A 21,710-nucleotide genomic window follows, 5' to 3' on the forward strand; every position below is an offset into this window, starting at 1 on the left:
AGTCTGGGCCTTCCAGTGGGTGGAGACTCAAGGAGCGGGTTTTGGAGACCTTGCGGGACATTCTCGACGCGGCGGCGGCCGGTGTCTTTCCGCCGGCGGACGGCCGTACGACGGTCGTGGCGCAGCCGTCGGAGCGGGACGCGGGGGTGCTGGCGTTCACGGCGCACTCGGTCGTGTTCACCGACGAGGATCCGGCGTGGGTGTACGACACCCTGCGCGCGGCCGAGCGGGACAGCGACGCCCTCGCCGCCGCCATGAACGCCCGCTTCCTGGCCGCCCTGATGGACCGCACGGGCCGCCGGACGAACACGATCGACGTCCTGCTGGCCGGTTCCCCGCTGCCGGGCGCCCCGGCGCTCGCCCTGCGCGAGATCGACGATCCGTCCCATCCGCGGGTGGCCGGCTCGCGGCAGCGGCGCGACGCGGTCCGGGTGTGGGCGGCGGACGGCGGGCTGCTGGTGCTCGGGCGCGGGGTCGCGGGCCGGCTGGAGGTGGCCGTGGAGGTCGAGGAGGGGGCGCGGCACCGAGGGCTGGGGCGGGCGCTGGTGACGGCGGCGCGCCGGCTGGCCGGTGAGCCGGTGTGGGCGCAGGTGTCGGCGGGCAACGCCCGCAGTCTGCGGGCGTTCCAGGCCGCCGGGTACCGTCCGGTGGGCTCGGAGGCGCTGCTGTACCCGGCCCAGCCGGTATGACCCTCCGGCCGGGGGCTGCCCGGCCTGCCGCGCCGCCCGGCCGGGCCCCTGCCCGCCGCCGCGTCAGCGGAAGATGCCCGTGTGCCCCAGTGAGTAGCGGCCGGGCTGCGGATAGACGGCGAGGCCGTGCGGGCCGCTGCCGACCTTGATGCGGGCCAGTTCGGTTCCGGTGCGGGTGTCGATGGCGTACACCTCGGAGTTGTAGCGGCCGGACAGCCACAGGACCTTGCCGTCGGCCGAGACACCGCCCATGTCGGGGCTGCCACCACCGGGCAGGTGCCATTTCTTGGTGAGCCGCTTCTGCGGGAAGTCGAAGATCGAGATGGAGCCCTCGCCCCGGTTGGAGATGTACATCTCGCGGGAGTCCCGGCTGATGTACAGGCCGTGCGTGCCCTTGCCGGTGGAGAGGAACCGGGGCCGGGTGAACCTGTCCCCGTCGAGGATCCACAGCCCGTTGGCCATCATGTCGGCGATGTAGAACAGCTTGCCGTCCGGGGAGATCTTGACGTCCTGCGGCATGGCGCCGTCGAACGGCAGCTTCTCCTGGGCGACGACCTTCATCCGCGCGGTGTCGACCTTGAGGATCTCGCCGCTGAACTCGCAGGAGACGATGAAGTAGCGGCCGTCGAGGGAGAAGTCGGCGTGGTTGACGCCGTAGCAGCTGACCGGCACGGCCTTGACGACCTTCATGGTGTGCGCGTCGCGGAAGACCAGCTGACGGTCCATGGAGGCCATGACGACGGCGTACTTGCCGTCGGGCGTGAAGTACAGGTTGTACGGGTCGTGCACGTCGACCGGCTTTCCGGCCCTGCCGGTCTTCGGGTCGATCGGGGTGAGGCTGTTGCCGAGGTCGTTGTTGACCCAGAGGGTCTTGAGGTCCCAGGACGGTACGACGTGCTGGGGCTGGCGGCCGACCGGGACGGTCTCGACGATCCGGTAGGTGCTGGGGTCGATGACGGTGACGGTGTCGGAGTTGGTGTTGGGGACGTACACCCGGGACGGGAAGTCCTTGACGACCGGGGAGAGCCGGTTCGGGCGGTCCGCCGCGTAGATGTCGGTCGGGTCCTCCACGGGCGGCATCCCGGGCAACACGCTCACCTGGGCCTTCTTCACCTTCGGCCGGGCCGGTGCCTTGCTGGCGAGGGCCTCGTCCTCGTGATGCCGGTCCCCGCCGCCGCACGCGGACAGCAGGGTCAGGGCGGTGAGGGCGGCGCCGGCTGCCAGCAGGCGGGCGGCTTTCGTGGTTCGCATCAGCTCAGCAGCTCCGTGGTGGTGACCGCGCGCAGTCCTCGGCGGTCGAGTTCGTGGAGGAGGTCGGGCAGGGCGGCGACCGTGTCCGGGTATCCGAAGTGCAGGCTCACCACCGATCCGTTCGTCACGTCGGCGAGGACCTTGCGGGTGATGGCGGCGGCGCCGGGGCGGGTGTGGTCGAGCGAGTCGACGTCGTACGACAGCACGTGCGGGTAGCCGGCGGCGCGGGCCAGCCGGGCGACGAGCGGGGAGGCGGCGGGCGCCCGTGAGGGGCGGAACCAGGTGCCGATGGATCCGGTGAGCCGCTCGAGCCGGTGGGCGCAGTCGGTGATCTCCTCGCGGGCGTCCGCCTCGGCGAGGGTGTTGACGGCGATGTGCCGCTGGGTGTGGTTGCCGAGGTCGTGGCCGCCGTCGAGGATGCGCCGGGCGACGTCGGGGTGTTCGTCCAGCCAGGTGCCGACGGCGAGCACGGTGAGGCGCGCGCCTCGCCGCTCGGCCTCGCTGAGCAGGGAGTGGGCGAGCGCGGGATCACCCTGGCCGTGGAAGGTCAGGGCGACCCGGGGGCGGGTGCGCGGACCGTGGGTGATCTGCACGGGCTGCCCGGCGTAGGCGCGGGGGACGGGGGCGGCCCGGGCGGTGGCCGTGGGCCGGGCCGGTTCGGGGGTCGCGGAGGCCGTGGCGCCGGGCGGGGCTGTCTGGCCGGTGCCGCACCCGGCGGCGAGCGCGCCGCCGGCGACGATCCCGGCGCCCGCGCGCAGCACCCCGCGGCGGTTGGTGGTGGTCACCCGCACCATTTAAGGGGGGATGAGCGAGAAAACCGCCGATTTGCCCGAATGGAGGATGACGTCGGGTCGTACGGCGGCGCTTCGAAGGGCTGCGGCGAACCGCGCGACCAGCCACGGCGGACCCGCAGGTGACGCACCGGCCTCCCGCGGAGCGCTCAGCGGTCGGCGACCCGCATCTCGAACCACGTCGTCTTGCCGCGCGGGAGCAGATCCACGCCCCACCGGTCGGAGAGCTTGTCCACCAGGAACAGTCCGCGGCCGCTGACGTCCATCTCCTGGACCGGCATCAGACAGGGCAGCCCGCGGGAGGGGTCGCGGACCTCCACGCGGATCCAGCCGGGACGGCGGCGCATCCGGAGGCCGAAGACCCGGGCACCGGTGTGCCGTACGGCGTTGCCGACGAGTTCCGACACGAGTAAGACGGCGTCTTCGGTGAGCTTGGGGCTCAGCCGCCAGGTGCGCAGGACGACGACCTGGGCGAGCCGGCGCGCGGTGGCCGCGGACTCCGGGCGGGACGGCAGCGGCACATCCGCCTCGGCCGGGTTGCCGAACAGTTCGAGCGCCTTGAGCGCCTGTTCGTCCTCGACCGCGGGCGACCAGCGTGCCGCGGCCGCACGGCTGTGTCCCCGCGGCTGTTCGATGCCCTCCAGCCCCGCCATGCCCCCATGATGGCGGCCCGGAGCCGTCTTGGGGGCCGTTCCGGAGGAATACGCCCCCGGTACGCCCCCGACACACTCCCCTCGATCGGCATATGCCCAAGGCATACCGGTGTCCGGTACGGCCCGGCTGACCTGCGGCGACGGCTCACTTCCGGGCAAGCACCACGCTCCCTCGACAAGGCGGGCTCAAGGTTGCCTCAAGGCTCCCACGAACCGCCCCATCGAGGGACGCGGATGAGACGACGCGTCAATTGCAAGTCTGCTCGGCAGAGTTACGGGAAAGTTCACACCGCTGGCCCTCAGAGGAACTTGGCCTTGCCCGGCCCCTCCTCCACGAAGCTGCGCATGCCCCGCTCGCGGTCCTCGGTCGCGAACAGACCTGCGAACCAGTTCCGTTCGACGGCGAGCCCGGTGTCGATGTCGGTCTCCAGACCGGTGTCGACGGCCTCCTTCGCCGCGCGCAGCGCGATCGCCGGGCCCTGGGCGAGCTTCGCGGCCCAGGCGTGCGCCTGCTCGTACACCACGGCGGCCGGGACGACCCGGTCGACCAGGCCGATGGCGAGGGCCTCGTCGGCCTTGACCTGACGGCCCGTGAAGATCAGGTCCTTGGCCTTGGAGGGACCGATCAGCCGGGGCAGCCGCTGGGTGCCGCCGGCGCCCGGGATCAGGCCGAGCAGGATCTCGGGCTGGCCGAGCTTGGCGTTGTCGGCGGCGATGCGGTAATCGGCGCACAGCGCCAGTTCGCAGCCGCCGCCGAGCGCGTAGCCGGTGATCGCGGCGACCACCGGCTTGGGGATACGGGCCACGGCGGTGAAGGAGTCCTGCAGGGCGCGGGCACGCAGGACCATCCCGGTGTGGTCCATGTTCTGCATCTCCTTGATGTCCGCGCCCGCCGCGAACACCCGCTCGCCTCCGTAGATCACCACGGCGCGCACGTCGTCACGGCGCGTGGCCTCCTCGGCAAGCTCCTTCAGCCGGTCCTGGGTGGCGATGTCCAGCGCGTTCATCGGCGGACGGTCCAGGCGCAGGGTTCCGACGCCTTCGGCGACTTCGAGAGTGACGGTCATGCAGAGCAGGTTAACGGGCATTAACGGCAACGGGCCCGGTGCCGTTCCTCACAGCACCGGGCCCGTACGTCGGTGGGGCTCACTTCTTCCAGTCGGCCCAGGACATGTTCCAGCCGTTGAGGCCGTTGTCCGGGGCCACGGTCCGGTCGTGGGAGTTCTTGACGACGACCACGTCGCCGCTCATCGAGTGGTTGAAGAACCAGGCCGCCGGCACGTTCTTGTCGTAGCCACCGCGCACGTCACGGAGGCCGATGCAGCCGTGGCTGGCGTTGTAGTTGCCGAAGGCGTCGCCGCCCCAGTAGTTGCCGTGGATGAAGGTGCCGGAGTCGGTCAGGCGGATGGCGTGCGGGACGTCCTTGATGTCGTACTCGCCGCCGTAGCCCACGGTCTCGCCGTTCATGCGGGTCACCGTGAGCTTCTCGCGCATGACCATCTGGCCGTTCCAGGTGTCGTAGCCGGGCTTGCCGGTGGTGACCGGGATGGTCTTGATGACCTTGCCGTCCTGGGTGACCTTCATCGTGTGCTTCTTGGCGTCCACGATGGAGACCTGGTTGCGGCCGATGGTGAACTTCACGGTCTTGTGCTGCTTGCCGTAGACGCCGTCGCGGCCCTCGACGCCGTCCAGGTTGAGGTCGACGGTGACCTTCGTGCCTTCCTTCCAGTACTTCTCGGGCCGGAAGTCCAGGCGGTCGTTGCCGAACCAGTGGCCCTCGACGTCGACGGCCGGCTCGGTCTTGATCCTGATGGCCTTCTCGACGTCCTCGGGGTGCGTGATGCCCCGGGTGAAGTGGACGGAGAACGGCATGCCCACGCCGACGGTGGAGCCGTCCTCGGGGGTGAAGTAGCCGACGAAGGTGTTCTTCGGGGTCAGCGTGGTGAACGAGGAGTCCTCGGCGGCCTCGCGGCCCTCGGAGTCCTTGGCGACCGCGTGCACCGTGTACGTGGTGCCGGCGGCCAGGTGGGTCGACGGCGCCCAGGAGGCGCCGCCGCCGGTTATCGCGCCGTCGATCTTCGCGCCCTTGGCGTCCTTGACGGTGACCTCGGTCAGCTTGCCCCGGGCGACGTTCACCTTCAGGGCACCGTTGGTCCCGACGCCCTTGGCGCCGGACTCGGGCGAGATGCTGACAGCGGCCGTCGACTGCTTGCCCTGCTGCGTTCCGTCCTTGCCCTTGCCGCCGCCGGCGCCGGACCCGGAGTCGTCACCCCCGCCGCACGCGGTGACGGCCATCAGCAGGGCGCCGGATATCAGCACCAGCCCCTTACGGCCTCGCCCCCGGCCCCCCGCCGACGCCCCCGATATAGGCCGCACGTTCAAGTTGTCTCCCCTCGCCGGGCCTGATCAGGCCCGCTCCCCACCACACTGGTGCGCGCATATTAACTGCCGGGTTTTGAGCAAGGTGTCAGGCGAATGTCACCGTTCCGTCGCAACTTCCGCCAGGCACCGTCACCCCCAACCCGGCCCCTTACCTGGTTACTTCACCGCACTGCCCGCTTTCCACTCCTTCCAGGTCATGTTCCACCCTCCGAGGCCGTTGTCAGGCGCGACCGTTTTGTCCTGACTGTGCACGACCTCGACGACGTCACCGATGAGGCTGCGGTCGAAGAACCAGCCCGCCGGAGTGTCCGAACCACCGCCCTTGACGTCCCTCAGACCCACGCAGCCGTGGCTGACGTTGACCTGGCCGGGGGCGTCAGGGGCCCAGTAGTTGCCGTGCAGGAAGGTGCCGGAGTCGGTGAGTTTCATGGCGTGCGGCACGTCGGGGATGTCGTACTCGCCGCCGAAGCCGACGGTGCGGCTGTTCATGCGGGTGACCTCCAGCATGTCCATCACCACCATCTTCCCGTTGTACGTCGGGTGCTTGGGGGCGCCCGCCGTGATGGGGACGGTGGCGAGGAGCTGTCCGTCGCGCCGTACGTCCATGGTGTGCTCGGCCGCGTCGACCAGGGAGACCTGGCTGCGGCCGACAGTGAAGGAGAACGTCTTGTCCTGCAACCCGTAGATCCCGCGCGCGCCTTCGACGTCCCGCAGGTCCAGGTCGACGGTGACCTCGGTGCCGGGCTTCCAGTAGCGCTCGGGACGGAAGTCCAGGCGGCCCTTGCCGAACCAGTGCGGGCGGATCTCCACGGGCGGCCGCGCGCTGACGTGGATCGCGCGTTCGACGGCGGCGCGGTTGTCGATCTCCCGGCTGAAGGAGAGGGAGACGATCATCCCCGTGCCCACGGTGGCGCGGTTCTCGGGGGTGACGTAGCCGATGAAGCGCTCGTCGGGGACGTAGGTGGTGAAGGTGGTGTGCCGGGCGCAGCGGCGGCCCTGGGCGTCCAGCGCGACCACGTCGACGGTGTACTTGGCGGCGAGCGCCAGCCGGTCCTCGTCGGGCCGCCAGGTCAGGCCGTCGTCGCTGATGCGCCCGGCGACCGGGGAGTCCTGCGCGTCCTGCGACCTGACGACGGTCACCTTCTCCAGGCGCCCGCCGGGCACCCGTACCCGCAGCCGGTCGCCGGGGCGTACCGCCTTGCTGCCGTCGTCGGGGGTGACGCGGATGACGTCCTCGGGTACCGGAGGTTTGCCGAGCGCGCCGCCCATGCCCAGCGGTCCGGATCCGTCCAGGGAGCAGCCGGCCAGCAGCCCTGCCCCCATCACTACGGCCGCCAGTGCGGCCCACGCGCGCCGTGCGCGTCCTTGTACGTGGCTCACGCGGGTCTCAACGACCGGGCCCGCTCCGGGGAAACGTGAGTGCGACGCGCGCGCTGGGCAGAACAGAGGGAAGGACGACACGTTGGGGAGCCGCCGCGCCCGCGTCGGATCCGTCGGGGCGCAGCCGTGCCGAGGGCCGGGTCCGCCGACAGGCGCGCTCGGCTCTCGGGCGCGGCCTGCTGCGCCGCCGCGGGGCGAGCCACTGAAAGAGGGGCCGACGAGTGACGAGCGCAGCCGAGCAACGGGCACCGGCCGGGGAGCCGGCCGCCGCGAGCGGGCAACCGGCGGCGGTGAACGGCGCCCGGCGGGCGGTACCGCCCGGCCCTGCGGTGTGGCCGGGTGCGCCGACGCCGCTGGGGGCCCGGTTCCGGGTCGGCCCGGACGGGGTCGCGGGCACCAACTTCGCGCTGTGGGCGGCCGGGGCGGAGGCGGTCCGGGTGTGCCTGTTCGACGAGCGCGGCCGGGAGACGCAGGTTCCGCTGACCGAACTGACGCACGAGATCTGGCACGGTTTCGTGCCCGGCGTGATGCCCGGGCAGCGGTACGGCTACCGGGTGGACGGCCGCTGGGACCCGTGGACCGGCGCCCGCTGGAACCCGGCCAAGCTGCTGCTGGACCCGTACGCCCGGGCGGTGGACGGCGAGTTCCGGCTTCCGCCGGAGGTGTACGGGCACATGAGGGACTGGCCGGAGCAGCAGGTCGCGGACACCGTGCGCGACGAGCGGGACTCGGCGCCGCACGTGCCGAAGGGTGTCGTCGTCCACGACGACGACGACTGGTCGGACGACCGGCGCCCCAAGACTCCGTGGGCGGACTCGGTGATCTACGAGCTGCACGTGCGCGGCTTCACCAAGCTGCACCCCGGCATCCCCGAGGAACTGCGCGGCACCTACGCCGGGCTGGCGCACCCGGCCGCGATCGAGCACCTGGTGCGCCTCGGCGTCACGGCCGTCGAGCTGCTTCCCGTACACCAGTTCGCGCACGAGGACCACCTGCTGCGCCGGGGCCTGAAGAACTACTGGGGTTACAACTCCATCGGCTACTTCGCCCCGCACGCCGCCTACGCGGCCTCCGGTACGACGGGCCAGCAGGTCGGCGAGTTCAAGCGGATGGTGCGGGCACTGCACGCGGCCGGCATCGAGGTCGTCCTCGACGTGGTCTACAACCACACCGCGGAGGCCGGCGAGCTGGGGCCGACCCTGTCCCTGAAGGGCATCGACAACCGCGGCTACTACCGGCTCCAGGACGACGCCCGCCGCTACGCCGACTACACCGGCTGCGGCAACACCCTGCACGTCGTCCAGCCCCAGGTGCTGCGTCTGATCACCGACTCGCTGCGCTACTGGGTGACGGAGATGGGCGTCGACGGCTTCCGCTTCGACCTCGCGGCGGCGCTGGCCCGCTCGATGCACGACGTCGACATGCTCTCCCCCTTCCTGGCGGTCATCGCCCAGGACCCCGTGCTGCGCCGGGTGAAGCTGATCGCCGAGCCCTGGGACATCGGTTCGGGCGGCTACCAGGTCGGCGCCTTCCCACCGCTGTGGACGGAGTGGAACGACCGCTATCGCAACGCGGTCCGGGACTTCTGGCGGCACGCCCTGCCGGACGTGCGCGAGATGGGCTACCGCCTCTCCGGCTCCAGCGACCTGTACGCCTGGGGCGGCCGGCGCCCCTACGCCTCGGTCAACTTCGTCACCGCCCACGACGGTTTCACCCTGCGCGACCTGGTGTCGTACGAGCGCAAGCACAACGAGGCCAACGGCGAGAACAACCGGGACGGCACCGACGACAACCGCTCCTGGAACTGCGGGGCGGAGGGCGAGAGCGACGACGAGCGCGTCCTCACGCTGCGGCGCAGGCAGCTCAGGAACCTCCTCACCACCCTGCTGCTCTCCACGGGCGTGCCCATGCTGGTCGCCGGTGACGAACTGGGCCGCACCCAGCGCGGCAACAACAACGCCTACTGCCAGGACAACGAGATCAGCTGGCTGGACTGGTCGCTGCTCGAGGAGCCCGGCTGGCGGGCGCTGTTCGATCTGACCTCCCGGCTGATCGCGCTGCGCCACCGGCATCCCGTGCTGCGCCGGCGGGCCTTCTTCTCCGGCCGCGCCCACTCGGCGGACGGGCTGCGCGATCTGGCCTGGTTCACCTCGCGGGGCGCGGAGATGACCGAGGGCGACTGGTACGCGCCCGCGGCCACGCTCGGCATGTACCTCTCCGGGCGGGACATCCCGGGCCGGGACGAGCGGGGGGCGCCGATCGTGGACGACAGCTTCCTCGCGGTGCTGCACGCCGGCGACCGGCCGACGGACTTCCTCCTGCCCGGACCGCCGTGGGCCGAGCGGTACGAGGTGGTCGTGGACACCTCCCGGGAGGAGCAGGCCGAGGCGCCGGGCACGGTCCACCGGGCGGGCACGCAGATCACGGTGCCGGCCCGGTCGGTACTGCTGCTGAAGGTCGCCTGAGCTCGCCCCATCGGTGCCGCCGAGGGTCGCCCGAGGCTGTGCGGACGGTGCCGCCGAGGGTCGCCCGAGCCTGCCCGGACGGCTGTGCGAGACACTCCCCGGAGCCTGTGTGACGGCTGTGCGTGACACGGATCACGTTCGCCGAGTGCAGCGCGGGAGGGGGTCCAAGGCCTTTCTCCTGGTGTAGACAGCCGGCGAGAACGGGGACCGTGAGGATGGAGCAGGCTCGGGCCGGTGAGTACGACGCGTTCGTGGCGGCCCGCTGGTCGGTGTTGTTCCATCTGGCCCGTCTGCTCACCGGAGGGGATCGGCACCGGGCCGAGGACCTGTTGCAGGAGTCCTTGGTCAAGCTGTGGTTCGTCTGGCCGAAGGTCGTCGACGAGGCTCCGGAGGCGTACGTGCGCAAGGTGCTGGCGCGGGCCGCGGCCCGCTCGGCCCGGCGGCGCTGGTGGGGCGAGCGGCCCGTGGAGGAGCTGCCCGAGGTGGCGGCGGCCGGCGATGTGTCGGCGACCGTGGCCGAGCGTTCCCGGCTGGAGGCGGCGCTCGCGCAGCTGACGCCGCGGCAGCGGGCCGCCGTGGTCCTGCGCTACTACCAGGACCTGTCCGACCGTCAGGTCGCGGAGACCCTGGGCTGTCCGATCGGTACGGCCCGGTCCCATGCCGCGCGCGGGGTGGCCCGGCTGCGCCGGCTCCTGGCCGACGTCATCGAGCCGGTGGGGTGAGGGAGGGACCCATGGACCGCATGGAGCACGCGAACCACGTGGATCGCACGGAGCACGGCGATCGGACGGAGCACCCGGAGCACCGGGACCACTTCGAGCGGCAGCTCACCCGGCTGATGCACACCACCCGGGAGCAGGCGTCCTTCGACGCCCGGCACCGGGACCGGCTGCGGGCGGGGGTGCGGGCGCGCCGCCGGATGCGGGCCGCGCGCCGGGCCGCCGGTTCGGCGCTGGCGGTGGCCGGGCTGGGCCTGGGGCTGTTCCTGTGTCCGCACGGCCACACCGACGACCGGCCCAGCGCGCCGCATCCCCGGCCCGCGACGAGCCCGACGCCCGTCCCGACCACGTCGTCCTCCCCCTCGCAGTCGCCGAGCGCACCCGCGACGCCGGACCTCCCGAGTCCGGGCGGGACCCCGTCGACCTCCGACCCGCCCGGCACGGAGGGGGGTTCGCCCACCGCCGGCCACACATCACCGTCGGCGACGGCCACCGCCCGGGGCACCGGCACCACACCGCCGGCCACGGCACCGGAGAGCACCACCCCGGCCGTGCCGTCGGACGGCCCCTCGTCGACGGTCAGCCCGAGCGGCTAGCACGTCACCCTCCTCGTCCTCGCGTGCCCTCGGCATGCCCGACAACCGACAACCATCAGGGACTTCCGTGACAGACATCCGACCGGGCCGACCACCGGCCGTGGCCCCCGTGCCCCGGCGCGCGCCCCTGCCGACGCACCACGACGAGCCCGTCCTGGACGTGGCCGTGCCGGTGTTCAACGAGGAGAAGGACCTGGAGCCGAACGTCCGGCGGCTGCACGCGCATCTGCGGGACACCTTCCCCTACCCGTTCCGGATCACCGTCGCCGACAACGCGAGCACCGACCGCACCCCGCAGATCGCCGCCCGGCTCGCCGCCGAACTGCCCGAGGTGACCTCGCTCCGGCTGCCCGAGAAGGGCCGCGGCCGGGCCCTGCGGGCGGCCTGGTCGGGCTCACGCTCGCCCGTGCTGGCGTACCTCGACGTGGACCTGTCCACCGGGCTCGCCGCGCTGCTGCCGCTGGTGGCCCCGCTGATATCCGGCCATTCCGACCTGGCCATCGGCAGCCGGCTCGCCCCCGGCGCGCGGGTGGTGCGCGGGGCCAAGCGGGAGGTCATATCCCGCTGTTACAACGTGCTGCTGCGCTGCACCCTCGCCGTCGGCTTCTCCGATGCGCAGTGCGGGTTCAAGGCGGTGCGCCGCGAGGTCGCCGAGCGGCTGCTGCCACTGGTGCGGGACGGGGAGTGGTTCTTCGACACCGAACTGCTGGTGCTCGCCGAGCGGGCGGGCCTGAGGATCCACGAGGTCCCGGTGGACTGGGTCGACGACCCCGACAGCAGCGTGGACATCCTCGCCACCGCACTGGCCGACCTGCGCGGGATCGTCCGGATGCGCCGCGACCTGGCCCGCCGCCGACCGCGTACCGGAGCGGTGCGCTCGTGACCGCCACCCTGCCCCGCGTACAGGCACCGGCCCCCCGTCCCGAGTTCGGTGCGCGCCTGCGGGCCGCCGTCCGCCGGCACGGACCCGTGCTCGCCCTGTACGGCGCGCTCAAGCTGGCCGGCTTCTGCTCCTTCATGTACCTGCTGTCGTCCGCCGGGGACTACCGCACCAAGCACCCGCGGTTCGGCGGCGGAGCGCACGCCTGGGACGTGCTGGCCACCTGGGACGGCTGGTGGTACCAGCAGATCGCCCTGCACGGCTACGACCCCAAGCTGGTCCCGGTCCCGGGCGCCACCGGCCTGATCACGCTGGAGGGCAACTCGGCGGCGTTCTTCCCGCTCTACCCGGCCCTGATGCGGCTGACCTCCCTGCTCACCGGGCTCGGCCCGTACGGCGCGGGGCTGGTGGTCTCGATCGTCGCCTCCTTCGCCGCCGCCCTCGGCATCTACGCCATCGCCGAGCGGCTCGGCGGCCGGCGGGCCGGGTTCGCCGCGGCCGGGCTGTGGGCGGTGTGGCCGGGCTCGGGCGTGGAGTGGGCGGTCTACTCCGACTCGCTGTACGTCGCCCTCGCCGCCTGGGCCTGCTACGCCATCATGACCCGCCGCTGGCTCACCGCCGGGGTCCTCACCTTCACCGCCGGCCTCAACCGGCCCACGGCCGCCGCGCTGATCGCCGCGCTCGCCGTCGCCGCGCTGCTCGCCCTGCGCCGCCGCGAGGACGGCGCCCTGCGCCCCCTCCTCGCCCTCGCCGTGGCCCCGCTCGGGCTGCTCGGCTATCTGCTGTGGGTCGGCAACCGCATGGGCGACCTGGGCGGCTACTTCAAGCTGCAGTCGGGTGCCTGGGCGCACAGCTTCGACTACGGCAAGCAGACCGCTGACGTGCTGACCTCCGTGCCGGTGGGGCACTTCGACTACCTGTTCGCCTACCCCTTCGCGGACGTCATCTCGGTCGGTGTCATCCTGCTCGCGTTCGCGCTGCTGCCCCTGCTGCTGCGGCTGCGCCCGCCGGCAGCGCTGGTCGTACACACCGTGCTGACGCTCGCCCTGGTCCTCGGCAGCCAGCAGATCGTCGCCAACATCTCGCGTTACCTGCTGCCCTGCTTCCCGCTGTTCCTGCCGCTGGCCTTCGCGATGCGCCGGCTGAGTCTGCCCCTGCAGTGCACGCTCCTCGGCATCGCCGCCCTGGCCTCCGGCTCGTACGCCGGGTACGCGCTCTTCGAGCTGGGGGTGCCGTGATCCCGCCCGCCGGCCGGCAACGGCCGGGGCTATGACGACGGGGCGGGCGCGGATCCCAGGAACGCCGCGATGGTCGCCACGAACCGGTCGGCGTCGTCGAGCCACGGGTAGTGTCCTGCGCCGGGCTGGACGACGAGCTCGGCGTCCGGGAAGAGGTCGGCGAACTCGGCCATGGTGCCCGGAGGGGCCCCCAGGTCGACCTCGCCGGCCAGGAGGAGGACGGGTCGTGTGAACCGGGCGAGCGCGGTGCGGGTGGTGTCCGGGGCGAAGGCGCCTTCGGCACCGAAGGCAGCGACGATCTCCGGGTTCGTCCGCTCGTCCTGGGTGGCCTGATGGGCCTGGGCCGCCTCGTCCCAGCGGCCGTAGGAGAACGGTGCGACGGCCTTCCAGCTGTCGGCGGTGGCCTTGCCCGCCACGATCGCCGCCAAGGCCGCGAACGCCTCCGGGAACCACGGCTCGTCCCGGCGGAGCCGCGCCGTCTCAAGCCGGAGGGCACCTGTGATCGTGAGGCCGACGGCCCGGACGCTCGGCGTGATCAGCGCGAGCTTGCCGACGTTGTCCGCATGGCGGCTCACATAGAGCGCGGCCAGATTCGCGCCGGCGCAGTGCGCGATCAGGTCCATCCGGTCCAGACCAAGGTGTTCACGCAGGGCCTCGACGTCATCGACCAGCCGGTCGCAGCGGTAGGAGGCGGTGTCCTGCGGTGTCGCGGACCGGCCGGTGCCCCGGAGATCCAGCCTGATCACCTGCCGGTGCGCGGAGAGCCCGCCGAGGTCCGCGAGGTAGGCGGAATCCGCCGGGCCGCCGGGCAGACACACCACCGGAGGGCCGTCTCCGAGCACGTGGTAGGCGAGTTCGGTCCCGTCGTACGCCGAGAGGATAGGCATGGCGAGACCCTGTCAGCGGCGTTCAGGCGCGTGCAACCGGGTTTCCTCAGCGTGCTTGTCACGGTGAACGCCGAGACGTCAGGCCAGGCTGTCCCGCCACGCCCGGTGCAGATCGGCGAACCGTCCCGTGCCGGCGACGAGTTCGTCCGGGTGCCCGTCCTCGACGATCCGGCCGTGCTCCATCACCAGCACGCGGTCCGCGATCTCCACGGTCGACAACCGGTGCGCGATCACCACCGCCGTACGGCCCCGCAGCACCGTCGACATCGCCCGCTGCACCGCCCGCTCGCCCGGGATGTCCAGGGAACTGGTCGCCTCGTCCAGGATCAGCACCGCCGGGTCGGCGAGCAGCGCCCGGGCGAAGGCGACCAGTTGGCGCTGCCCGGCCGAGATGCGGCCGCCGCGCTTGCGGACGTCGGTGTCGTAGCCGTCGGGCAGCGCGCTGATGAACTCGTGCGCGCCGATCGCCTTCGCGGCCCGTTCGATCTCCTCCCGGTCGGCGTCGGGCCGGCCGAGGGCGATGTTGTCAGCGACCGTGCCGGAGAACAGGAACGCCTCCTGCGTCACCATCACGACACCGCGCCGCAGTTCGGGCACGGGCAGCTCGCGCAGGTCCACCCCGTCCAGCAGCACGCGTCCCTCGGAGGGGTCGTAGAACCGGGCGAGGAGCTTGGCCAGGGTCGACTTGCCCGCGCCGGTGGTGCCGACGACGGCGACGGTCTGCCCGGCCGGCAGGGTCAGGTCGAAGCGGGGCAGGACCTCGCCGCCCGTGCGGTAGGCGAAGCGGACGCCGTCGAAGACCACCTCGCGGCCGGGGTACTCGCTCTTCCGCGGCGGGAGTTCACGGGGTGCCGTCGGCTCGGGCACGGACGGGGTCTGCGCCAGCAGCCCGGCGATCTTCTCCAGGGAGGCGGCCGCCGACTGGTAGGAGTTCAGGAACATGCCGAGCCGGTCGATCGGGTCGTACAGCCGGCGCAGGTACAGCACCGCCGCCGCCAGCACGCCCAGCTCCAGCGAGTCGGACGCCACCCGGTGGGCGCCCCACAGCACGATCCCGGCGACCGCCGTGTTGGCGACCAGCCGGGACCCGACCACATAGCGGGCCATCTCCAGCAGCGCGTTGCCGTTCGTCCGCTCGTGCCGCTGGTTGAGGACGGCGAACTCGGCCTCGTTCGCGGGCTCCCGGCGGAAGGCGCGCACCGGGCGGATGCCGTTCATCGTCTCCACGAACTTCACGATGACCGCGGCGATCGCCGTGGACCGCTCCCGGTACACCCGCCCCGCGCGCCGCTGGTAGATCCGGATCAGCAGGTACAGCGGCACGAAGGAGGCCACCGCGACCGCGCCGAGCCCGGGGTCGAGCCAGAGCAGCATCGCCGAGATGTAGACGAAGGACAGTACGACGGTCACCAGTTCCTGGAGCCCGTCGTTGAGGAGTTCCCGCAGCGATTCGACGTCCGTGGTGGACCGGGAGATCAGCCGGCCCGAGGTGTACCGCTCGTGGAAGTCGACGCTCAGCGCCTGCGCGTGCCGGAAGATCCGGCCGCGCAGGTCCAGCAGCACGTCCTGGCTGACCCGGGCGGAGGTCTCGATGAACGCGAACTGCAGCGCACCGGAGGCGAGGGCGCACAGCAGGTAGCCGGCGGCGACCGCGATCAGCGGGCCGTGCCGGTGGTCCCTGAACGCCGGTACGGCCCGGTCGATGGCGTACGCCACCAGCAGCGGGCCCGCCTGCACCGCCGCCTGTTGCAGCAGGAGCAGCACCGTGGTGAGTGCGGCGCGGCCCTTCATGGGCGCGAGCAGCGAGCGCAGCAGCGTCCAGGTGGCACCGGGCGGGGTGGGCAGGACGTCCCGGTCGAAGGGGTCGCCCGGCTCCCGCGGGCCGGCGTGTTCGTCGTCCTGGGCGGCGGCGGGGGTGGAGGCGGTCGTGGTGGTCAACGGGAGTCCTCCTGTTCCCCGGACATCAGCTGGGCGTACTCGGCGTTGCTGCGCAGCAGCTCATGGTGGGTGCCGACGGCGGCGATCCGGCCGCCGGACAGCAGGGCGACCCGGTCGGCGAGCAGCACCGTGGACGGGCGGTGGGCCACGATCAGGGCGGTGGTGTCGGCGAGGACCTGCCGCAGCGCCGCCTCGACGGCGGCCTCGGTGTGCACGTCCAGGGCGGACAGCGGGTCGTCCAGCACCAGGAACTGCGGCCGGCCGACCACCGCGCGGGCCAGGGCGAGGCGCTGCCGCTGGCCGCCGGAGAGGCTGAGGCCCTGCTCGCCGACGCGGGTGTCGGTGCCCTGCGGGAGCGCGTGCGCGAAGTCGGCCTGCGCCACGGCGAGGGCCCGGTCGAGGTCACCCTTCCCGGCGCCGTCCGCGGCTCCCATGAGGACGTTCTCGCCGACGCTCGTGGAGAAGAGGGTGGGTTCCTCGAAGGCCACGGCGACCTTCGCGCGCAGTTCCTCGCGGGGCATCGCCGTGATGTCGACGCCGTTGAGGGTGATGCGGCCGGAGGTGACCTCGTGCAGGCGCGGGACGAGCGCGGTGAGCGTCGTCTTGCCGCTGCCGGTGGCCCCGACGAGGGCCATGGACTCGCCGGGGCGGATGTGCAGATCGATGTGGGCGAGGAGGGGCGGGGAGCCGGGGGGTGCGTCGGGGTAGCGGAACCGGACGCTCTCGAACCGCAGTCCGGTGTCGGTGCCGGCCGGGCGGGGGGTCGCCTGCCCGCGCCTGCGGGGGGTCGCTTCCCCCGGCACGGGTTCCGCCCCGGCGGCCCGGCCGTCCGCGGCCGAGTCCTCCGGCTCCTCGTCCATCACCTCGAAGTACCGCTCGGTCGCCGTCGCCGCCTCCTGGCTCATCGCCAGCAGGAAGCCGATCGAGTCCACCGGCCACCGCAGTGCGAGCGCCGTGCTCAGGAAGGCGACCAGCGTGCCCGCCGACAGGTCACCGTCGGCCACCCGCACCGCCCCCAGCGCCAGCGCCGCCCCGATCGCCACCTCGGGCAGCGTCACGATGACACCCCAGATGGTGGCCAGCAGCCGCGCCTTGCGCAGCTCAGTGCCGCGCAGGGTGCCCGACAACCGGCGGAACGCCCGCGCCTGGCTGCGGTGGCGACCGAAACCCTTGATGATGCGGATGCCGAGCACGCTCTCCTCGACGAGCGTCGTCAGGTCACCGACCTGGTCCTGTGCGCGCCGCGCCACCTGGGCGTACCGCCGTTCGAAGACCACGCAGGTCCACATCACGGGGATGGCGGGCCCGAGGATGACCAGGCCCAGCACCCAGTCCTGCAGCAGCATGATCACCACGCCGACGAGGATGGTCACCCCGTTGACGAGCAGGAACGTCAGCGGAAAGGCGAGGAACATGCGCAGCAGCATCAGGTCGGTCGTGCCCCGGGAGAGCAACTGGCCGGACGCCCAGCGGTCGTGGAAGGCCACGGGCAGCCGCTGCAGACGGCGGTACAGGTCCGCCCGCATCTCCGCCTCGACGTGCGACAGCGGCCGGGCCACGAGCCAGCGTCTTATGCCGAACAGGACCGCCTCGGCGATGCCGAGCAGCAGCAGGTACAGCGCGCCGAGCCAGACGCCGGCGGGGTCCCGGCCGGCGACCGGGCCGTCGACCATCCACTTCAGGACGAGCGGGATCACCAGACCGGTGCAGGACGCGACGACCGCGACGAACGCGGCGGTGAACAGCCGGGCGCGTACGGGGCGGACGTACGGCCACAGCCGCAGCAGGGTGCGGACGGCGGAGCGTTCCTCGGTGGTTGCACGTGTCGTGGGCATCATGGCGAGCCTACGGACCGGCACCGACAACGCCCACCGAGTTTCGGCCCGGCCCCGGTCCGTCGATGGTCCTACGACTTCGGTGTCCGAGGGGTCGGACAAGGCGGTCGCCGTGGCGCCGACCGGCCCCTTTATTTCGTGGAGCAACCATCCCCACCCTGGATAGGTTCGACGTTTCCTGTCAGGACGCGCTCCGGGCGAAGCGGAGCGGATCGGGGGGATGGATGATCGACGCCTACGAGGACCCGGGCAGGCCCGACACCCGAGGCGGCTGGCGCTATCTGTGGTGGCTGGTGCGGTGCCAGCCGGGCCGGTCGGCGGCCGGGGCGCTGCTGGGCAGTACGTGGATGGTGCTGCTGGCCGCGCAGCCGTACATGCTGGCGCGGGCCGTGGACGACGGTCTGGTGCCGGGGCGGCTGGGGGTGCTGGCCGGGTGGACCGCGGTGATGTTCGTGGTCGGGTCGGTGAACGCCTGGCTGAGCATCATGCGGCACCGGATGATGACCCGGGTCCGGATGGACGCCAACTTCCGCACGGTGAAGGTGGTCGTGGGGCATGTGGTGCGCCTCGGGGCCGCGCTGCCGCGCCGGGCCGGGGCCGGTGAGGTGGTGACGATCGGGGTCGGCGACGTGCAGACCCTCGCCCAGGCGCTGACCGTGGTCGGGCCGGGTGTCGGCTCGGTCGTGGTGTACGTGGTGGTGGCCGGGCTGCTGCTGGCCGTCTCGGCGCCGCTCGCCGCGGTGGTGCTGCTCGGGGTGCCGGTGATCGCGCTGCTCACCGGGCCGCTGACGCTGCGTCTGCAGGGCGCGGAGAGCGAGTACCGGGAGCGGCAGGGGATCCTCGCCGCGCGCATCGGCGACCTCGCGGGCGGGCTGCGCGTCCTCAACGGCCTCGGCGGGAAGGGGCTGTTCGCGGACGCCTTCCGGCAGGACTCGCAGCGGCTGCGGACGCAGGGCTACCGGGTGGGTGCGGTGGCCAGCTGGGTGCAGGCGCTCGGCGTGGGCCTGCCCACCCTGTTCCTGGCCGTGGTGACCTGGCTCGCGGCGCGCCTCGCGGCCCAGGACAGGATCAGCGTCGGCGAGTTGGTGTCGGTGTACGGCTATGTGGCGGTGCTGATCGGACCGGTGGCGTTCTTCGTTCAGATGGCCTACGACCTGAACCGGGGTGTGGTGGCCGCGCGCCGGGTCGTCGGGCTGCTGCGGCTGGATCCCGAGCCGGACACGGGCACGTTGCCGCCGCCCGGCGGACCGGCCGAGCTGCACGATCCGGCGTCCGGGGTGCGGGTGGTGCCGGGCCGGCTGACCGCGCTGGCCGCCGCCCGGCCCGCGGACGCCGCCGCCGTGGTCGACCGGCTCGGCCGGTACGGGCCGACCGACGCCGACTGGGGCGGGGTACGGCTCGACGCGGTCCCGCTGGACGCCGTACGCGGACGCATCCTGGTCGCGGACAACGAGGCGGATCTGTTCGCGGGGCCGCTGCGGGAGGTCGTGGCCGCCGAGCGCCCGGTCGACGACGCGGCGCTCGGCCGGGCGCTGTACGCGGCCGCCGCGGAGGACGTCGTACGCGGACTGCCGGACGGCCCGGACTCGCTGGTGGCCGGACAGGGCCGCAGCCTGTCCGGCGGGCAGCGGCAGCGGCTGCGGCTGGTGCGGGCGCTGCAGGCGGACCCCGAGGTGCTGCTCGCCGTGGAGCCGACCTCCGCGCTGGACGCGCACACGGAGGCGACGGTCGCCGGACGCCTCCGGCAGGCGCGCGAGGGCCGTACGACGGTGGTGACGTCCACCTCGCCGCTGGTGCTGGACCGTGCGGACACAGTGGTGTTCCTGGTCGACGGCAAGGTGGCGGCGAGCGGCCCGCACCGGTGGCTGCTGGACCGGGAGCCGGGCTACCGGGCGCTGGTGGCGCGGGACGTCGGGAACCCGGAGGACCCGGAGAGCCCCGAGGACACGAGCGGCACGGACGGCACGGAGAACACGGAGGCCGCGGCGGTGACGGACGCCGGGCCCGGTAAGGCGACGGGTGCCGAGGAGGTCGTGCGGTGACGACGGGCGAGGGGCTGTTGCCGGTCGCCGATCGGGCTCAGGTGCGGCGGGCCGCGCTGCGGCTGGTGCGGGCCGACGGGCGCGCGTTCGCCGCCGCGCTGCTGCTGAACGCGCTGGCGGCGGGCGCCGGGCTGGTCGGGCCGTGGCTGGTCGGGCGGATCATCGACGAGGTGCGGGCCGGGCACGGGGTCGGCACGGTGGACCGGCTGGCCCTGTGGATCCTGCTGTGCTCGGTGGCGCAGCTGCTGCTGGCCCGCTGGGCGCGGTACGTGGGCCACCGGTTCGGGGAGCGGACGCTGGCCCGGGTGCGCGAGGAGTACGTCGAGCGGGTGCTGGCGCTGCCCGCGTCCGTGGTGGAGCGGGCCGGCACCGGCGATCTGACGGCGCGCGGCACGGCGGACGTGGCGACCGTCGGCACCACGCTGCGGGACGTCGGCCCGGATCTGCTGGTCAACAGCGTGCAGGCGCTGTTCGTGCTCGGCGCGGTGTTCGCGCTGGACCCGCTGCTCGGCGCGTTCGGGCTGCTCGGGCTGACCCCGATCTGGCTGGCGCTGCGCTGGTACATGCGGCGGGCCAGGGACGGCTATCTCGCCGAGGGCGCGGCCACCTCCCAGGTCGCGGAGATCGTCGCGTCGACGGCGGCCGGGGCCCGGACCGTCGAGGCGTTCCGGCTCCGGCGGCGCCGGATCGCGGCGAGCCGGGACGCGCTGGAGACGTCCCGCCGGACCCGCTTGCACACCCTGTTCCTGCGGACGGTGTTCTTCCCGGCGGTCGAGGTGACGTACACGGTGCCCGTGGTGGGCGTGCTGCTGATCGGCGGGTGGCTGTACGCGCGGGGCACGCTCGGGGTGGGCGCGGTGGTCGCCGCGGCGCTGTACCTGCGGCAGTTCACCGAGCCGCTGGACCAGATCCTGATGCGGGTGGAGCAACTGCAGAGCAGCGGCGCGTCGTTCGCGCGCGTGGAGGGGCTGGCGCGGGCGCCGCGCGGGGACGGCGCGGGCGGGTCCCCGGTACCGGCGGACGACCGGATCGATGTGCGCGGGGTCCGCTACTCCTACGAGCGTGGCGGCGAGGTGCTGCGCGGGGTGGACCTGACGGTACGGCCGGGGGAACGGCTGGCGGTGGTGGGCCCCTCAGGCGCCGGCAAGACGACCCTCAGCCGGCTCCTCGCGGGCATCGACCGGCCCGGGTCCGGCACGGTGACGGTGGGCGGGGTGCCGGTCGCCGAACTGGAGCCGGAGCTGCTGCGCCGCCAGGTGGTGCTGGTCACCCAGGAACACCATGTCTTCCTCGGCACGGTCCGCGACAACCTGCTGATCGCCGAACCGGCCGCCACGGACGCCGACCTGTGGGCGGCGCTCACGGCGGTGGGCGCCGACGACTGGGTCCGCGCGCTACCGGACGGCCTCGGCACCCCGCTCGGCACGGCCGGCCGGCACCCGGACGGCTCCCAGGCCCAGCAGCTGGCACTGGCCCGCGTGGTGCTGGCGGATCCGCACACCCTGATCCTCGACGAGGCGACGGCTCTGCTGGATCCCACGACGGCCCGTCACACCGAACGCGCGCTGGCCGCGGTTCTCCAGGGGCGCACGGTCATCGCCATCGCCCACCGCCTCCACACCGCCCACGACGCGGACCGGGTGGCGGTCATGGAGGACGGCCGCCTCACCGAACTGGGCACGCACGAGGACCTGGTGGCGGCCGACGGCGCGTACGCGGCACTGTGGCGGACGTGGCACGGGGACGCCGCGGCGGAGCGACGCCGTTGAACTCGGGGGCCCCTATCCGCCGCGTGCGGGCGGGTGGGGGCCGGTCGCGCGGTTCCCCGCGCCCCTGGGGGGACCACCGGCTGGGTGGTGCGGTAGCCGGGGCGGACCTTCGGGCCACCAGTCCGCATACCGAACATGAACATCCGGTCAACGGAGCAATTCCGGCCAAGTTTGTGACGCGGTCCTGACAGGTGC

Annotated in this window: 16 protein-coding genes and 1 pseudogene; 8 read left to right on the top strand and 9 right to left on the bottom strand. The window is 72.9% G+C overall.

Annotated features, from left to right (window positions below; translation table 11 throughout):
- Window positions 1-41 precede the first annotated feature (41 nt).
- Window positions 42-689, top strand: a complete 648-nt coding sequence (locus tag ACGFRF_RS07930) for a GNAT family N-acetyltransferase (protein ID WP_393737760.1) — start codon at window positions 42-44, stop codon at window positions 687-689.
- A 63-nt stretch (window positions 690-752) separates the two neighbouring features.
- Here ACGFRF_RS07930 and ACGFRF_RS07935 read toward each other — a convergent pair whose 3' ends face one another.
- From ACGFRF_RS07935 to ACGFRF_RS07960, 6 genes are all read right to left on the bottom strand, one after another.
- Complete coding sequence (locus ACGFRF_RS07935) at window positions 753-1,940, bottom strand: hypothetical protein (protein WP_393737761.1); 1,188 nt, start codon at window positions 1,938-1,940, stop codon at window positions 753-755.
- On the bottom strand, window positions 1,940-2,725 hold the full coding sequence (locus ACGFRF_RS07940) for a polysaccharide deacetylase family protein (protein WP_393737762.1): 786 nt from the start codon (window positions 2,723-2,725) through the stop codon (window positions 1,940-1,942). The genes ACGFRF_RS07935 and ACGFRF_RS07940 overlap by 1 nt, the downstream gene beginning before the upstream one ends.
- Before the next feature lie 155 nt (window positions 2,726-2,880).
- On the bottom strand, window positions 2,881-3,384 hold the full coding sequence (locus ACGFRF_RS07945) for an ATP-binding protein (protein ID WP_393737763.1): 504 nt from the start codon (window positions 3,382-3,384) through the stop codon (window positions 2,881-2,883).
- 299 nt (window positions 3,385-3,683) lie between these two features.
- A complete protein-coding gene (locus ACGFRF_RS07950; RefSeq protein WP_393737764.1) occupies window positions 3,684-4,451 on the bottom strand; it encodes an enoyl-CoA hydratase/isomerase family protein in 768 nt (255 codons plus the stop codon).
- 79 nt (window positions 4,452-4,530) lie between these two features.
- Window positions 4,531-5,766, bottom strand: coding sequence for an Ig-like domain-containing protein (locus ACGFRF_RS07955; protein ID WP_393737765.1), 1,236 nt, complete (start codon window positions 5,764-5,766; stop codon window positions 4,531-4,533).
- A 156-nt stretch (window positions 5,767-5,922) separates the two neighbouring features.
- Entirely contained in the window at window positions 5,923-7,089 is a 1,167-nt protein-coding gene (locus tag ACGFRF_RS07960) for an Ig-like domain-containing protein (protein ID WP_393738286.1), read from the bottom strand.
- 278 nt (window positions 7,090-7,367) lie between these two features.
- Here ACGFRF_RS07960 and glgX point away from each other — a divergent pair, with 278 nt between their 5' ends.
- The 5 genes and pseudogenes from glgX (at window position 7,368) to ACGFRF_RS07985 (ending at window position 13,044) form a co-directional block, all read left to right on the top strand.
- On the top strand, window positions 7,368-9,611 hold the full coding sequence (glgX, locus tag ACGFRF_RS07965; RefSeq protein ID WP_393737766.1) for a glycogen debranching protein GlgX: 2,244 nt from the start codon (window positions 7,368-7,370) through the stop codon (window positions 9,609-9,611).
- Between the two features lie 215 nt (window positions 9,612-9,826).
- Window positions 9,827-10,333 (top strand): SigE family RNA polymerase sigma factor, encoded by a 507-nt coding sequence (locus ACGFRF_RS07970; RefSeq protein WP_393737767.1) that lies wholly within the window; start codon window positions 9,827-9,829, stop codon window positions 10,331-10,333.
- An 11-nt stretch (window positions 10,334-10,344) separates the two neighbouring features.
- Window positions 10,345-10,926: a hypothetical protein gene (locus tag ACGFRF_RS07975; protein WP_393737768.1), complete on the top strand. Its 582-nt coding sequence runs from the start codon at window positions 10,345-10,347 to the stop codon at window positions 10,924-10,926.
- Window positions 10,927-11,053: 127 nt separating this feature from the next.
- Window positions 11,054-11,776, top strand: a pseudogene (locus ACGFRF_RS07980) (dolichyl-phosphate beta-glucosyltransferase); the annotation flags it as partial.
- 29 nt (window positions 11,777-11,805) lie between these two features.
- Window positions 11,806-13,044, top strand: coding sequence for a hypothetical protein (locus tag ACGFRF_RS07985; RefSeq protein ID WP_393737769.1), 1,239 nt, complete (start codon window positions 11,806-11,808; stop codon window positions 13,042-13,044).
- 29 nt (window positions 13,045-13,073) lie between these two features.
- Here the strand turns inward: ACGFRF_RS07985 and ACGFRF_RS07990 are convergent, their stop codons facing one another.
- From ACGFRF_RS07990 to ACGFRF_RS08000, 3 genes are all read right to left on the bottom strand, one after another.
- Complete coding sequence (locus ACGFRF_RS07990; protein ID WP_393737770.1) at window positions 13,074-13,931, bottom strand: alpha/beta fold hydrolase; 858 nt, start codon at window positions 13,929-13,931, stop codon at window positions 13,074-13,076.
- Between the two features lie 78 nt (window positions 13,932-14,009).
- Entirely contained in the window at window positions 14,010-15,869 is a 1,860-nt protein-coding gene (locus ACGFRF_RS07995) for an ABC transporter ATP-binding protein (protein WP_393737771.1), read from the bottom strand.
- On the bottom strand, window positions 15,866-17,704 hold the full coding sequence (locus ACGFRF_RS08000) for an ABC transporter ATP-binding protein (RefSeq protein WP_393737772.1): 1,839 nt from the start codon (window positions 17,702-17,704) through the stop codon (window positions 15,866-15,868). Before ACGFRF_RS08000 ends, ACGFRF_RS07995 begins: the two co-directional genes overlap by 4 nt.
- Before the next feature lie 224 nt (window positions 17,705-17,928).
- Here ACGFRF_RS08000 and ACGFRF_RS08005 point away from each other — a divergent pair, with 224 nt between their 5' ends.
- Together ACGFRF_RS08005 and ACGFRF_RS08010 are read left to right on the top strand one after the other, a co-directional pair.
- Entirely contained in the window at window positions 17,929-19,746 is a 1,818-nt protein-coding gene (locus tag ACGFRF_RS08005; protein ID WP_393737773.1) for an ABC transporter transmembrane domain-containing protein, read from the top strand.
- Window positions 19,743-21,515: an ABC transporter ATP-binding protein gene (locus tag ACGFRF_RS08010; RefSeq protein ID WP_393737774.1), complete on the top strand. Its 1,773-nt coding sequence runs from the start codon at window positions 19,743-19,745 to the stop codon at window positions 21,513-21,515. Before ACGFRF_RS08005 ends, ACGFRF_RS08010 begins: the two co-directional genes overlap by 4 nt.
- Window positions 21,516-21,710: the final 195 nt, after the last annotated feature.

The organism is Streptomyces sp. NPDC048521 (assembly GCF_043199855.1).
GTDB lineage: Bacteria > Actinomycetota > Actinomycetes > Streptomycetales > Streptomycetaceae > Streptomyces.

Coding starts and splice junctions, on each gene's coding strand:
- ACGFRF_RS07990 (WP_393737770.1), bottom strand. CDS start 13,931: ATGCCTATCCTCTCGGCGTACGACGGGACCGAACTCGCCTACCACGTG.
- ACGFRF_RS07975 (WP_393737768.1), top strand. CDS start 10,345: ATGGACCGCATGGAGCACGCGAACCACGTGGATCGCACGGAGCACGGC.
- ACGFRF_RS08005 (WP_393737773.1), top strand. CDS start 17,929: ATGATCGACGCCTACGAGGACCCGGGCAGGCCCGACACCCGAGGCGGC.
- ACGFRF_RS07960 (WP_393738286.1), bottom strand. CDS start 7,089: ATGGGGGCAGGGCTGCTGGCCGGCTGCTCCCTGGACGGATCCGGACCG.
- ACGFRF_RS07970 (WP_393737767.1), top strand. CDS start 9,827: ATGGAGCAGGCTCGGGCCGGTGAGTACGACGCGTTCGTGGCGGCCCGC.
- ACGFRF_RS07950 (WP_393737764.1), bottom strand. CDS start 4,451: ATGACCGTCACTCTCGAAGTCGCCGAAGGCGTCGGAACCCTGCGCCTG.
- ACGFRF_RS07945 (WP_393737763.1), bottom strand. CDS start 3,384: ATGGCGGGGCTGGAGGGCATCGAACAGCCGCGGGGACACAGCCGTGCG.
- ACGFRF_RS08000 (WP_393737772.1), bottom strand. CDS start 17,704: ATGCCCACGACACGTGCAACCACCGAGGAACGCTCCGCCGTCCGCACC.
- ACGFRF_RS07935 (WP_393737761.1), bottom strand. CDS start 1,940: ATGCGAACCACGAAAGCCGCCCGCCTGCTGGCAGCCGGCGCCGCCCTC.